Origin of the sequence: Actinoplanes palleronii (assembly GCF_016862315.1) — a bacterium.
Classification (GTDB): domain Bacteria; phylum Actinomycetota; class Actinomycetes; order Mycobacteriales; family Micromonosporaceae; genus Actinoplanes; species Actinoplanes palleronii.
In genome coordinates, this window is record NZ_BOMS01000088.1 from 1 (window position 1) to 14,376 (window position 14,376).

A 14,376-nucleotide genomic window follows, 5' to 3' on the forward strand; every position below is an offset into this window, starting at 1 on the left:
CAGCACGCAACCTATCAACCCGGTAGTGGATCTTCCAGCCGCCCGCAGCGACTGGACGCCCATCCGCCTCGACGGCAGATCGCCATTCCCTGCCCTGCTCCGCAGGCGTTCCATTTTCTCCCCGGCCCGAAGGCCGGAGTATCCACGAAAGGAATCCGATGACCGTACCGACGCCGACCTCGGCCCTCATCCGCCCGTTCACCGTCTCGATTGCGGATGCGGAGATCGACGACCTGAAGCGGCGACTGGCCGCAACCCGCTGGCCGGATCCGGAAACGGTGGGCGACTGGTCACAAGGGGTTCGCGTGGCGAACGTCAGATCCCTGGTCGAGCACTGGGAGCACCGCTACGACTGGCGGCGCTTCGAGTCCGATCTCCATCAGTTCCCTCAGTTCCTGACCGAGATCGACGGGCTGGACATCCACTTCATCCACGTCAGGTCCAAGAATCCCGGCGCGATCCCGCTGATCCTGACGCACGGATGGCCGGGCTCGATCGTCGAGTTCCTGAAGCTGATCGGCCCGCTGACCGATCCGGTCGCGTACGGGGCGGACGCCGCCGATTCCTTCGACGTGGTGATCCCGTCGCTGCCCGGGTTCGGGTTCTCCCAGAAGCCTGCGACGACCGGGTGGACGGTGTCGCGCATCGCGAGTGCATGGGTGGAGCTGATGAACCGCCTCGGCTACGCGAGATGGGCCGCGCAGGGCGGCGATTGGGGCGCCGTCGTCACCACCGCCCTCGGTGCCATGCAGCCCGAGGGGCTTCTCGGCATTCACCTGAACACCCCGTTCGCCTTCCCGGCCCGGATACCGGACACCCTGTCGCCCGAACAGCGCTACGCCGTGGACACCCTTGCCCGCTATACCGGTGATCTCGGTGGCTCGAACCACCTGCAGAGCACCAAGCCGGAGACCGTCGGCATCGCCTTGGCGGACTCGCCCGCCGGTCAAGCGGCCTGGATCTACGAGAAGTTCCAGTCCAAGACCGACAATCGCGGTCTCGCCGAGGACGCCCTCAGCGTCGACGACATGCTCGACGCGATATCGCTCTACTGGTTCACCAACAGCGCGGCGTCATCCGGCCGTATCTACTGGGAGAACCGGTCGGGGACCTTCGCCGGCCCGAAGCTGACACTTCCGGTCGCGGTGACCGTCTTCCCCAGGGACATCCCGCGCCTGCCACGAAGCTGGATCGAGGACACCTACAGCAACCTGATCCACTACGGCGAGGCCGACAGGGGCGGCCACTTCGCCGCCCTGGAGCAGCCCGAGATCCTGGTCAGCGAGATCCGCGCCGGGCTGCGCACCCTTCGTTCCTGAGGCCGTCTCGCTCTGCCCGCTTCCGGGAGCACGTCGGGCACCGTCAACAAGAGTGCACTGGACTCAATCGTTGCCGGGATGGATCGTTGACGCATGCCCCGGCGGCAGACCTGCCCTCCGTAGTGAGAGAGACCGTCGACGGAACAGCTCCTCTGGACGAGCCCCGACCGGCACCCGGCGGCCATGAGCGCAGGTCAGGGTGGTCATGGGTGGCCGTTGTCGCGCAGCCAGAACCGGATGGCGTCCGCGGTGGCACCGGCGTCGGTGTTCAGCGTCGTGTAGTGGTCGCCGGGGACGTCGGCAACGTCGTGCGGCACCGGCCAGCGCGGTCGCCAGTCCCGGCCGGGATCGGCATCGATCATCTCCCGGGTCGGTGCCGCGCGCAGCAGGAGGGTAGGCAGCCCCGCGGGTTCCGGCCGCCAGCCGTCGAAGATCCGCACGTAGGCGCCGCCGGCGATCATCATGGCGTCGGAGAAGACGCCGTCGAACATCTCCGCCGGCCGGTTGCGGTCGGCCGCCACGAGCGCGAGCAGCCTCGGATCGTCGCGGCCCTCGGCGCCGTAATGGGAGTCGATCATGATGACGCCCCGTGGTGGTGTGCCCGCTGCGCCCAGGTGGGTGGCGACGGCATGGGCGACCCCGCCGCCGGTGCTGTCGCCGATCAGCACGAACGGCCGGTCGCCGGCGACGGCGTGAATCGTGTCGGCGTGCAGTCGCACCAGGGTGTCCACGCTGTCCGGGACGTCCCTGCGGGCCCCGAACCCGGGATGGGTGAGCATGTGCAGGTCGTAGTCGCCGTCAACTGCCTCACCCAGCCCGGTGGGCGTCGGATCGTGCAGGGCCAGGAAACCGGGGAAGAAGATCAAGATTGGCCGGTGCGGTTCACCGGTCGCGAGGCGCACCGGGGCGAGGGCGTGCCGGGCACGGTGCTCGGAGCCGAACGTGGGCAGTCCGTAGGAGGCGACGTAGCGCAACGTCATCGCCGCCGGGGCGCCCTGGTCGCTGATCACCCGGTGGTAGATGGCGGTGAACCGTTCGCCGGCGACGACCGCGGGCTCCGTCTCCTCCGGCGCGGCGAATCCGTGCATGGCCGCGTACACGTGCGCGGTCAGGCCGGCCAGCGTCGGGTGGTCGAAGGCGATCGTCGCCTTCAGCGGTACGCCGGTGACGACGCTGAGCCGGTCGCGGAGCTGAATGGTCGCCAGTGAGTCGAAGCCGAGGTCCTTGAGGTGCCGGCCGTTGCCCAGCGGCGCCGCCTCCGGATCGGGGTAGCCGAGCAGGTCGGCGATCTCGGCGTGGATCAGCGTCGACAGGGCCCCGTTCCGGGCGTCCACCGGCAGGCGTGCCAGCACATCCCGCCAGCCGCCGGGCTGGCCATCGGTGTTCTCTGGAGCCTCGGCGCTCGTGACGCCCGGCCCCGCGGGTGCCGGCCGGCGGGGGACGAGCCCGCTGAGGATCGGCGGCGCGCCCGTTGCCGGCACGTCGATCATGATCGGTACGAGCAGCGTCTCGGCGGTCCGCAGAGCCCTGTCCAGCAGCGCCGTGCCCTGTGTCGCGCTGATCGCCCGGATGCCGCCGTCGGTCAGCACCCGTCGGGCCGCACCGGCTGCCGTGCGGGCGGCCATGCCACCATCGTCGGCCTCCCACAGGCCCCAGGCCAGTGATTGGGCCGGCAGCCCGAGGGCGGCGCGGTGGGCGGCGACGGCGTCGACGAAGGCGTTCGCGGCGGCGTAGTTGGCCTGGCCCGGCCTGCCGAGCACGCCGGACGCCGAGGAGTAGAGCACGAACGCCGCCAGGTCCAGGTCTTTCGTGGCCTGGTGCAGATACCAGGCGGCATCCGCCTTGGGAGCCAGGACGGCGGCGATCCGTGCGGGAGTCATCGCGGTCAGCACCCCGTCGTCCAGGACCCCGGCCAGGTGGAACACCCCGGTCAACGCGGGCCCGCAGGAGGTGACCAGTGAGGCGACGGCTGTCCGGTCACTGAGGTCACAGGCGGTGACGGTCACCCGTGCATCCAGATCGTCGACCCAGGCGGGTGCGGTTCCCGACCGGTTCGCGAGGACGAGATCGCGTACTCCGTACGCGGTGACCAGGTGGCGGACCAGGATCGCGCCGAGGGCACCGGTCCCGCCGGTGATCAGTACCGGTCCCGCGGGGTCCAGTGCGGCGGGGGTCGCGTCGGCCGGGCCGGCGAGGGCCAGGCGCGGTGCGAGGATGGCGCCGTTGCGCACGGCAACCCGGGGTTCGGTCAGCTCGGCGGCCTGCGGCAGGACGGCCGCGGAGGCGGGCGCGCCACACAGATCGACGACGGTGATGCGGCCGGGGTGTTCGCTCTGGGCGCTGCCGAGAAGACCCCAGACCGCTGCGGCGGCCGGATCGGGGTCGTCGGCGGTGGCCCGCTCGGTCACGATCACGAGCTGGCCGGGTTGGTCGGCGGCGAGCCAGCCGTTGACCTCGGCAAGGGCTCTGGTCAGCATGGCACGGGTCCGGGCGGGCACGTCGCCGGAGGGCTCGGCGATGTGGACGATGTGGTGAGGGGTGTTGTCCCGGGTGGTGGGGGAGGGAAGCCAGGTGAGACGGTGCAGTGAGCGGCGGGCGGCCGACGCGGCCGCATCCGGGCCGTCGATCGGGCGGGTCTCCATCGTGTCGATGGTGACGATCGGGCGGCCGGCGTGGTCGGTGACAGTGATCCGGGCGCTGCCGGGGCCGATCGGGGACAGGACCACCCGCGCGGTGGTCGCGGCGGCGGCGTGCAGTTCGACGCCGTGGAGAACGAATGGCACCCGCAGCCGGTCGGGCTGCTCGGCCAGCAGGACGGCGTGCAGCGCCGCATCGAGCAAGGCGGGGTGCACACCGAAGCGAGCGGCGCCGGCAGCCGCCACGGACGGCAGGCTCACCTCCGCGTACACGTCGTCGGGTCCTTGCCAGACCGCGGTGACCGCGCGGAACGCCGGGCCGTAGTGGAAGCCGGCGGCGGTGAGCCGCGCGTAGTCGACGGGGACGGGCCGTGCGCCGGGCGGTGGCCACGTGGCGGGAACGTCCGGCACGTGGCCGGTCGCGGCCGTGAGGGTGGCGGTGGCGTGGGTAGCCCATCGGTCTGCTGAACCGGCGGGCCGTGACCAGACGGTCAACAGCCGGTCGCCGGTCCGGTCCGGTGCGTCGACGACAACCTGGACGTCGACGGGCCCGGCGAGAGTCAGCGGCAGACCCAGCGAGAGCTCGGCGAGCCGGACAGCAGTGCGATGGGGTGTGCCGGCTGCGTGGAAGGCGAGCTCGACCAGGGCAGCGGCCGGGACGATGACGTCGTCGCCGATGACATGGTCGGCCAACCACGGCTGGCGAGCGGCGGACAGGACCCCGGAATACCGGATCTGTGGTCCGTCGGCGGCCGGTTGCGGGTCACCGAGCATCGGGTGCGACACCGGTGGTTCGGCGTTCTCCAGCCAGTAACGCCGCCGTTGGAAGGGGTACGTCGGCAGGTCCCGGCGGCGGGCACCACTGCCGGCGTACACCAGCGGCCAGTCCACCGGCGCGCCGTGCACGTGCAGGGTGGCGAGGTTGTCGAGGAACCCGGTGAGCCCGGTGGTTCCGGGTACGAAGGCATCGGCGGCCACGCACCGTTCGGCCAGGAGGGCGAGAACGGCGGCGGGCCCGATCTCGACGTATGCGGTGGCACCGGCCGTCTGCAGGCCTGTCACCGCGTCGGCGAAACGGACCGCGTCGCGTACGTGCCGCACCCAGTAACCGGCGGTGGCCATGTCGGCCTGGACGGCGAGAGCACTCGACACCGGGATCGACGGCTGGTGGTAGGTGATCGATGCGGCGACGGTGCGGAAGTCGTCCAGGATCGGCTCGAGGAGTGATGAATGGAAGGCGTGACTCACGCGCAACCGGTCGGACCGTCCGTCCAGGTGCCCGGCCACCGCGATCACGGCCGGCGCCGGGCCGGAGAGCACGACCGACTCCGGACCGTTGACCGCGGCGATCGACACCTGATCGCCCGCCGCGGCGAGCAGCTTCTGTACCTCGTCCTCGGTCGCTCGTACGGCGATCATCGCGCCACCCGCGGGGAGCGTGGCCATCAACCGTCCCCGCGCGGCGACCAGGACGACCGCGTCGGCAAGGGAGAAGACCCCGGCGACGTACGCAGCCGTGATCTCACCGAGGGAGTGACCGGCCAGCCGGTCCGGCCGGATGCCGAACGACTGGTAGAGCGCATGCAGCGCCACCTCGAAGGCGAACAGTGCGGGCTGGGCGTAATCGGTGCGGTCGAGCAGAGCGGCGTCCGTACCGTCGATCACCGCGCGCAGGGGCCGGTCGAGATGAGGCGTGAACGCCGTACATACCGCGTCGAAGGTGTTGGCGAAGTCCGGGAAGGCCTCGGCCAGCTCACGCCCCATGCCGAGGCGCTGCGCGCCCTGACCGGTGAAGAGGAAGGCCAGTCGCGGGTCGCGCCGGGTGGGTGCCCGGTGCACGGACGGATGCGTCACACCGCGAGCCAGCGCGTTCAGGCCGTCACGGTGACCGCCCCGGACGACTGCCCGGTGATGCAGCGCCGCTCGCCCGGTCGCCAGGGTGAAGGCCACATCCCGGGCGGGATGGTCCGGCGACCTGTCGGCGAGCTGAGCCGCCCTGGCCCGCAGCCCCGCCTCGTCGGCACCGCCGAGCAGCCACGGTGCGGCGTCCCATCCGGGGTGCGCAGCCGTGTCCCGGTTGTCCTCGACGTGATCCGGTTCCTCGAGGATGATGTGGGCGTTGGTGCCGCCCAGGCCGAAGGCGGAGACCGCGGCCCGCCGGGGACGATCACCGGCCGGCCAGGGCTGTGCGGTGTCCAGGAGCCGGACCGCTCCACCGGCCCAGTCGATGTGCGGCGACGGCTTCTCGGCATGCAGCGAGCGGGGCATCTCCCCGTGTCGCATCGCCTCGATCATCTTGATCACCCCGGCGATGCCGGCGGCGGCCTGAGTGTGGCCGATGTTCGACTTCACCGAGCCGAGCAGCAGCGGACGGTCGGCGGGGCGCGCCTGGCCATACGTCGCGAGCAGCGCGTGCGCCTCGATCGGGTCACCGATCCGGGTGCCGGTGCCATGTCCCTCCACGACATCCACGTCGGAGGGCCCCAGGCCCGCGTCGGCCAGGGCCAGGCGGATCAGGTCACGCTGCGCCTCACCGTTCGGGGCGGTCAGGCCGTTGGAGGCACCGTCGGAATTGACCGCGGAACCCCGCAGGACCGCCAGCACCGGGTGCCCGTTGCGCCGGGCGTCGTCCAGACGCTCCAGCAGGACCATCCCCGCACCCTCGCTCCATGCGGTGCCGTCGGCGCCCGCAGCGAACGACCGGCACCGGCCGTCGGCTGCCAGGCCGTGCTGCCGGCTGAAGATGATGAACGACTGCGGGGTCGCCATCACCGCCGCGCCACCGGCCAGCGCCAGCGTGCACTCACCGGCACGCAGCGCCTTCGCGGCCAGGTCCATCGCCACCAGCGACGACGAGCACGCGGTGTCGATGGTCATGCTGGGGCCGCGCAGGCCCAGCAGGTACGCGATACGCCCGGACGCGAGACTCCCGGCGGAGCCGAGGCCGATCTGCGACTCCAGCTCGTGGGCGTCGCGACGGTGACCGTAGTCCCCGTGCATCAGCCCGACGAACACACCGGTGTCGCTGTTGCGCAGGCTGGGCGCCGGGATTCCGGCGCGTTCGAAGGTCTCCCAGGCGACTTCGAGCAGCATCCGGTGCTGCGGGTCGGCAGCCAGGGCCTCACGGGGAGAGATACCGAAGAAGGCCGGGTCGAAGTCGGCGGCGTCGTGCAGGAAGCCACCGCGCCGGGTGCTGGTCTTGCCGATCCGGTCCGGGTCCGGGTCGTAGATGGCGTCGACGTCCCACCCGCGGTCGGCGGGGAAGTCACTGGTGGCGTCCACCCCGTCGGCGACCAGTCGCCACAGGTCCTCGGGAGTGCGCACACCGCCCGGATACCGGCAGCCGACCGCCACGATCGCGATCGGTTCGCCGGCCTGCCTCGGCCGGCGGCCGGGAACATCGCGAGCGTCACCGGTAAGACGTGCCTCCAGGTAGCTGATCAACGCGGCCGGACTGGGGTGGTCCCACATCACGGTGGCCGGGAGCCGCAGGCCGGTGTGCTGACTGAGCCGATGCCACACGGTCATCGCACCCATCGACGTCAGGCCGAGATCCGCGAACGCCGTGTCCAGGTCGTCGAACGGACCGCAGAGCGCGGCCACCTCGGCACGGACCAGGTCGGCCGGCGAGCTCGTCCCGGTGAGGCGCCCGGGGCCGGATATGAGCGCTTCCCGCAGCAGCCGGCGGCGGGGCTTCCCGGACGACGTACGCGGAATGATCGGCGCCAGGAAGATCTCTTCAGGGATTTTGTACGGCGACAGCCGCCGCGCGAGACCCGTGAGCAGGACGGTGGGATCGATCGACTCGCCGGCCGGTACGACGAACGCCACCGGCACCTCACCGAGCACCGCATGAGCGCGAGCCACCACGGCCGCGTCCCGCACGCCCGGCAGGGCACACAGCGCCAGCTCCACCTCGGCCGGGTCGACCTTGAGACCACCACGGTTGATCACGTCACTGACCCGGCCCACGACACTGAGGTGGCCGTGGGCGTCGAGCCGGCCGAGGTCGCCGGTGCGGTACCAGCCATCGACCAGCGCCGCGGGCCGGCCGTGGTAGCCGAGCATCAGATTCGGGCCGCGAACCCAGATCTCGTCGTCGACCAGGTGCACCTCGACACCGGGGGCGGGCGGGCCGCTGGTGCCACCGACCCGGGGCCCGGTAGCCGGTTCGACGGCGATCATCCCGCACGTCTCGGTGCTGCCGTAACAGTCCAGCAGCGGCGCGCCGATCAGCGCCTGCACCGCGGAGCGCAGCGCCGGGTCGCTGGCCGCGCCGGCGGTCAGAGCGATCCGCAGCGACGAGGCGGCCACCGGGCCACCGTCGAGCAGCTGACGGTAGACGGCCGGCACCCCGGCCAGGACGGTCGGCGACTCCTCGGCGATCAGCCGGGTCACCTGGCCCGGCCCGGGCTCACCGACGATCCGGGCGCTCGCACCGGCCACCGTGATGCCGAGGATGCACAGCGAATGGGCGAAACTGTGCGCCATCGGCAGCGGCCAGAGCAGATGGTCGTCGGCGGTCAACCCGAGCACCGGGCCGTAACAGGTGAATGCCGACCAGAGCGCGGCCCGCTGGGTGGAGACCACGGCCCTCGCCGAACCGGACGTGCCCGAGGTGTAGAGCATGAACGCCGGCTCGTCCAGGCCCAGGTCGTCGTCCGGCGTTCCCACCGGCAGCGGTGCGGCCCCCGTCACGAGCAGCCGCACCGGTGGGCCCGCGGCGGTCACCCGGCGAACCTGGTCGAGATGCCGCTCGTCGATGACCAGGAGGGCCGGTGCGCAGTCGGCGAGCAGGGCGGCCAGTTCGGCATCGGTCGCCTGCGCGTTCAACGGCACGCCGATCGCCGCGGCCCGCACCGCCGCCAGGACGGATTCCACCAGGTCCACACCGTTGCCGAGGACGAACGCCACCCGGTCGCCGCGTCCGGCACCCAGGCCGGCCGCGAGCCGGGCGGTCCGCTTCTCCAGCTCGCCCCATGTCACCCGGCGACGGTCGTCGGCGAACGCCAGCCGGTCCCCGTACCGTCGGGCATTTTCCTGCAACAGCTGCGGTATCGACCGGATCGCGTCCTGGTGCAGCATCGATGTGGAGCCTCTCGCTTGCCGGCAGCGTGTCCAATGTGGGCGCCATGGTGGCACGACCCCTCCACCCACGGGTCAGGCCAGGTCGGCACGATCCGCTGCCGGGCTATTCTGGGCGCGGAGGTCAGCGAACAGTGACGACGAAGGACGGGCGCCGCGCGCCGGGCACGCTCGAGGCCGGCGTGATGGGGGTCCTGTGGGCCGCCGCGACGCCGATGAGCGCCGCCGACGTGCAACGCGAGCTCGGCGGTGAACTCGCGTACAACACCGTGCAGACCATCCTGATCCGGCTGCACGAGAAGAAGACCGTCGAGCGCCGCCGGGCGGGGCGAGGCCACGTGTACTGGCCGGTCGAGGACGCCGCCACCGCGGCCGCCTCCCGGATGCGGGCCGCCCTGGCCGGCCTGCCGGACCGGCGCGCGGTGCTGCAGCATTTCGCCCAGGCGCTCGACGACGCCGACGCCGAGCTGCTGCGCGACCTGCTCGCTGGCACCGAGCAACGCCGGCAGCCGTGACGTTCGCCGTCTACCTGCCGCTGCTGCTGGCGTTGCCGCTGACGGTCACGGCGCGGCGGATCGCCGCCCGCGGCACCCCGGGCTCGGCCGCCTGGGCGCTCACCGTCGCCGCGGTCATCGCCGCCGCCTGCTCGACCTGGTCGCTGATCCTGCTGGCGCTGACCATGCTTGACGATCTGCCGCCGCTGTCCGCGCTCGACGACCACCCGACGCTCGAGCTGCCCGAGCCGGTTCCCGGCCCGATCGCCCTGGTCGCCGGCCTGCTGCTGCTCGCGGGCGGGGCCAGGCTGCTCACCGACGTACGACTGCGTCTGGCCACCTACCGTGACCTGCGCGCCATCAGTGAGCCGGGGGAGCGGTTCGTGGTGGCCGACCTGGCCACGCCGATGGCCGTGGCGGTGCCGGGCACCGCGCGCCGCCCCGGGCACCTGCTGGTCACCACCGGCATCCTGCGGCTGCTCGACGCCGACGAGCGCCGGGTGCTGTTCGCCCACGAGCGCGCCCACCTCGACCGGCACCATCACCGGCTGGTCGCTGCGGCGGCTGCGGCGGCCGCGCTCAACCCGCTGCTGATCCCGGTCCGCGAGACCGTCGCCTACCTGGTGGAACGCTGGGCCGACGAGGACGCGGCCGCGGACGTCGGCGACCGGGCGCTGACGGCCAAGGCGGTGGCCCGCGCCGCGCTGGCGACCGCCGGCACCCCGCCGCTGACGGCGCTGGGCATCGGCGGCGGCGCCGCGGTGCAACGGGTCCGCGCGCTGACCGCACCGGCGCCGGCGCCCCGGCGGCGCCGTCTGGTCGTACCCATGCTGGTGGTCGTGGTTTTTCTCGCGGTCGTGACCGTGGCGACCGGTGAGTTCATCGCCCTGGCCCGGGCCTGGCTGTAGCCCGGCGCCCGCGGGCCTGACCCCGTCCTCGGCGCGCAGAAGAGTTAACACTCTTGACTAATTGACGACAGTCGATGTCAAATGTGACAACGTTGTCGAGCGGCGGGAGCGGTCATGATGGCTCGGGGTGTGCTGGCAGCCGTGCTCACCGTCGGTGTGGTGCTGCCGGCGGTGCCGGTGCGGGCCGCGGTGCAGGCGGTGGTCTGCAATCGCTACTGCGACGGGCGCGACGCCGGCTCGGCCGCCGGCGACCGGATCGCGGTGACCAGCGCGCTGTACGGGCGCACGTTCCGGCTGCACGTCAACGACACCGACGCGATGGCCTGGGCCACGGTCGACGGCGGGCAGGCCGGTGACCAGGTGTGGCTGGACCGCTCGTTCGACGGCGGGCGCACCTGGGCCGGGGACAGCAGGCTCGGCGTCACCACCGTTCCGGCCGGCTCGACCGGCTGGCGCACCGGGCAGTACAACGTCGACGACTGGAACACCACAGGTGTCGGGGCGCTGCGGGCCTGCGGCAAGGCCGGCGACCGGCCCGAGATCAGCTGCACGTCGTGGGCGCGCAGCAACTGGAACGCCTGGGATCGCCGGACGGCCGCCGCGACCGCCCTGATGATGCGGTTCGACCGGGGCACCGGCCTGTTCGACGGCGACGGCTGGTGGACCGGCGCGAACGCGCTCACCGCCGTGATCGACAACATCAGGCGCAGCGGTATGCACAGCTACCAGTACGCGATCGCCAGCACGTACGACAAGAACGTCAACGCCCGGCAGGGGCAGTTCCGCAACGAGTACCTCGACGACACCGGCTGGTGGGGCCTGGCCTGGGTGGCCGCCTATGACGTCACCGGTGACAGCCGGTATCTGAGCACCGCCCGGGCGGACGCGGACCACATGTACAGCTACTGGGACGCGACCTGCGGTGGCGGCGTGTGGTGGAAGACCGATCGCAAGAACAAGAACGCCATCGAGAACAGCCTGTACATCCAGCTCAACGCGATGCTCAGCCAGCGGATCAGCGGCGACGTCACCTATCGCGGCCGCGCTCAGCAGGCCTGGGCGTGGTTCCAGGGGACCGGCATGATCAACGGTTCGAGCCTGGTCAACGACGGCGTCAACCTGAGCACGTGCAAGAACAACGGGGACGTGACCTGGTCGTACAATCAAGGGGTTTTGATCAATGCCTTGGTGCAGCTGAACAAGCTGACCGGCGACGCCAACGCCCTGAGTGTGGCCCGGCGCATCGGTGACGCGATGACCGGTAGTACCTACCTGTCGCCCGGCGGGATCCTGCGCGAACCGAACGAGCCGGACGCCTGCTCCGGCGACGGCGCGTCGTTCAAGGGCGCGGCGATCCGGGGTCTCGGCGTGCTGAACACGGCGGCCGGCGGCGCCTACAACACCTACCTGACCCGCAACGCCGACAGTGCCTACAGCCGCGACCGCGACAGCCTCGACATGTACGGCTCGCACTGGGCCGGTCCGTTCGCCGGGACCAACCACAGCTGCCAGCACAGTGCGCTGGACCTGCTCAACGCCGCCCCCTGAGCCGATCTCACCCGGTGGCGCTGACCGTCACCGCTGAGTCTCGAACGTGAGGGGAACTCCCGGATCGCCAATTCTCTCCTGGAGCGTCCTGCCGGTGTCACCGTCGCGGATGAGCACGTCGCACTGGTCCTCGACCGGGGTGGCGAGGATGCGAATCTTCTCGACCCCGCTGATGAGCACCGAGTCCGATCGCGTCTGTGTGATCGTGAACGGAAGTGACGCCACGCCGGCGCCGGGGCGCGGGCGGGCCGTACCTTCTCCGGAGGTCTTGCTGATCCGGTACCGGAAGGTTCCCGAGGAGCGCACCTGGAGCCAGGCGGTGCCGCTGGAGTCGTTGGTGCTGTACACCTCGCCGATGGCCTCGTCGGAGCTGTTGAGCAGTTCCACCCAGCAGCTGACACCGGTGGTTTCCAGGCGCCAGGGGGCCGTGGCCCCGAACGACTCGGACGCCGCGTGGAAGTAGGCGTCCGCTCCGTCGGCCGGTGTGGCTCTTGTGGTCGACGCCGGGGAACCGGGCGCTTGTCTTTCGTCTTCCACCGCGTCCGGGGACTCGTCTGGCGGTGGGACGCGGAGCTGGCCAGGTTCACCGGCGATCCCGTCCCGCAGCACCGTGGCGAAGTTCTTGGTGAAGTACGTGAGCGGCGGCTCGCTGCCGGATCCGGTGGAAGCGAACCAGGCCGCGCCGAACGGGCCGCTGGCCGCCATGGTGTACACGCCGTTCGCCCTGGCGCGGACGGCCAGGTCCGCCGAGGATCCGGACAGGCTGTTCGCTTGTTCGGTCGCGATACCCGAATCGCACCGTATCCGAGACCGGTCGTGCTGCGCCGGGGCGCCTCGGTCACCGACCTGGCGGTGCAGAGGCAGAGCTGATCCTCCTCGTCCACCTGCCCGTGTCCGACGACGTAGAACAACGCGACGTCGCGGGCCTCGCCGAAGAGCTGGACCAGCTGATCCGGCAGATCGGACAGGTAAAGGGAGGACAGCAGCGCCGGGTCGGACACCTCGACTTCCAGTTCGACCAGCTCATCCGGGTGGGCGTTGCCCGAGGCGGCGGTCCGCAATCCCGCCACTGTGGAGCGCCGATCGGCCCGGCCCTCGCGCCATGCCGGTCCCGGGAAGTACCTGAGCAGTTCGTGGCATCCGTGGCCTATCTTTCCGTCTCGGAAACAACTTCTCTTTCTGAGACGGAAAGATTGGAGTGATCTCATGTCGAAGGAGACCACGGGCCAGGGCGCCGAGGATGCGCTGGCCGTGATCCGGCAGGAGCAGGACGCCGTGGCCGACCGGCTGAACCGCGCGGCGTCGCCGAGCCGGCAGTGGGTCTTGGCGGGGGTGATGGGCGCGGCGGTCGCCGTGCTCCTGGTGGACAACGGCGTGGTCCTGGCGGCCTCGATCGTGATCTACCTGATCGGCACGCTGCTGGTGATGGGCAGCCCGGTCCGGGCGGGGGTGGCACCCCGGCCGAGCCGCCGGCAGCTGGGCCAGTCGATTGCCGCGGCAGCAGTGCTGCTCGTGGTGCACGCCGTGGGTACGACAGGGATGTTGCACCACGTGTGGTGGCTGACGGTGCTGGCCGCGGTCCTGGCGAGCGTCGTCACGGTGATCATGATCCGTTGGAAGCGCGCTCTCCGGTCATGAGCTTCGGGGCCGGGTTCAACGAGATGATCCATGCGCCGTACCGGTTGCGGATCTGCGCGATGCTGTCGGTGTCCGAGGCGGTCGAGTTCGGGACGCTGCGCGACGCGCTCGAGGTCAGCGACTCCGTTCTCAGCAAACATCTGGCGCCGCTGACCGCCGCGAACTACATCACGACCCGGCGCGTGGTGGGTGTGCCCCGGCGGGGACGGATGTGGGTGTCGCTGACAGTCGACGGCCGGCGTGCCTTCCAGGCACACGTTCAAGCCTTGCAGAGCATGGTGACCGACGCCGGAATGGCTACCGACGAGTGAAGCCCGGTGTCCATGGTGGCTTCTCGGCCACCATGGACACCGGGCTTCACCAGCCGGGGAAACTAGCAGAGCTTGGAATCGGCCCAGGCGTAGTAGGCCGCGAAGGAGCCGGAGAGTGCGGCCAGCGCGCCGAGCTGGGACGCGGTGATGAGCGTGCCGGCGATCACCACGCCGACACCGGTGGCGGCGAGTGCCCCGAGGGCGATAGCGCCGAGAGCGAAGAACGCGGCCCGCAGGAGACTGCATCCCGCCGGCGTACTCATCGGTCGCAGATCTTTCGGATGCCGGCGGCGAGCTATCGCAGCGTGCGGCGCAATGTCTCCAGGGCGCGCACGGTTTGGCTGGTCACCGTAGTCAATGAGCGAAAGCAGCCGAGAAATGTTCGGTACGCCCAGACGGCCCCTGTCCACCGGCATCCTGGCTGTCCAGGCCACGGC

General features: G+C 71.2%; 10 protein-coding genes. 7 read left to right on the plus strand and 3 right to left on the minus strand.

The window, feature by feature from the left end; genetic code table 11:
* Nucleotides 1-158: 158 nt before the first annotated feature.
* Nucleotides 159-1,319, plus strand: a complete 1,161-nt coding sequence (locus tag Apa02nite_RS27585; RefSeq protein ID WP_203827568.1) for an epoxide hydrolase family protein — start codon at nt 159-161, stop codon at nt 1,317-1,319.
* Nucleotides 1,320-1,522: 203 nt separating this feature from the next.
* Here the strand turns inward: Apa02nite_RS27585 and Apa02nite_RS27590 are convergent, their stop codons facing one another.
* Nucleotides 1,523-9,040, minus strand: coding sequence for a type I polyketide synthase (locus Apa02nite_RS27590; RefSeq protein ID WP_203827569.1), 7,518 nt, complete (start codon nt 9,038-9,040; stop codon nt 1,523-1,525).
* Between the two features lie 134 nt (nt 9,041-9,174).
* Between Apa02nite_RS27590 and Apa02nite_RS27595 the strand changes: the two genes are divergently transcribed.
* The 3 genes from Apa02nite_RS27595 (at nt 9,175) to Apa02nite_RS27605 (ending at nt 11,990) form a co-directional block, all read left to right on the plus strand.
* Nucleotides 9,175-9,555: a BlaI/MecI/CopY family transcriptional regulator gene (locus Apa02nite_RS27595; protein ID WP_239164616.1), complete on the plus strand. Its 381-nt coding sequence runs from the start codon at nt 9,175-9,177 to the stop codon at nt 9,553-9,555.
* Nucleotides 9,552-10,442, plus strand: a complete 891-nt coding sequence (locus Apa02nite_RS27600; protein WP_203827571.1) for a M48 family metalloprotease — start codon at nt 9,552-9,554, stop codon at nt 10,440-10,442. The genes Apa02nite_RS27595 and Apa02nite_RS27600 overlap by 4 nt, the downstream gene beginning before the upstream one ends.
* A gap of 114 nt (nt 10,443-10,556) precedes the next feature.
* Nucleotides 10,557-11,990, plus strand: a complete 1,434-nt coding sequence (locus Apa02nite_RS27605; protein ID WP_203827572.1) for a glycoside hydrolase family 76 protein — start codon at nt 10,557-10,559, stop codon at nt 11,988-11,990.
* Between the two features lie 27 nt (nt 11,991-12,017).
* Here Apa02nite_RS27605 and Apa02nite_RS27610 read toward each other — a convergent pair whose 3' ends face one another.
* A complete protein-coding gene (locus Apa02nite_RS27610) occupies nt 12,018-12,704 on the minus strand; it encodes a hypothetical protein (RefSeq protein WP_203827573.1) in 687 nt (228 codons plus the stop codon).
* Between the two features lie 176 nt (nt 12,705-12,880).
* Here Apa02nite_RS27610 and Apa02nite_RS27615 point away from each other — a divergent pair, with 176 nt between their 5' ends.
* From Apa02nite_RS27615 to Apa02nite_RS27625, 3 genes are read left to right on the plus strand one after another with little or no spacing between them, the layout of a single operon-like run.
* Nucleotides 12,881-13,192 carry a hypothetical protein gene (locus tag Apa02nite_RS27615; protein WP_203827574.1) on the plus strand — a complete coding sequence of 104 codons (312 nt, stop codon included), beginning with the start codon at nt 12,881-12,883 and terminating at the stop codon, nt 13,190-13,192.
* A gap of 4 nt (nt 13,193-13,196) precedes the next feature.
* Nucleotides 13,197-13,628, plus strand: coding sequence for a hypothetical protein (locus tag Apa02nite_RS27620; RefSeq protein WP_203827575.1), 432 nt, complete (start codon nt 13,197-13,199; stop codon nt 13,626-13,628).
* Entirely contained in the window at nt 13,625-13,939 is a 315-nt protein-coding gene (locus Apa02nite_RS27625) for a transcriptional regulator (protein ID WP_203827576.1), read from the plus strand. Before Apa02nite_RS27620 ends, Apa02nite_RS27625 begins: the two co-directional genes overlap by 4 nt.
* A gap of 62 nt (nt 13,940-14,001) precedes the next feature.
* Here Apa02nite_RS27625 and Apa02nite_RS27630 read toward each other — a convergent pair whose 3' ends face one another.
* Nucleotides 14,002-14,202, minus strand: coding sequence for a hypothetical protein (locus Apa02nite_RS27630; protein WP_203827577.1), 201 nt, complete (start codon nt 14,200-14,202; stop codon nt 14,002-14,004).
* Nucleotides 14,203-14,376: the final 174 nt, after the last annotated feature.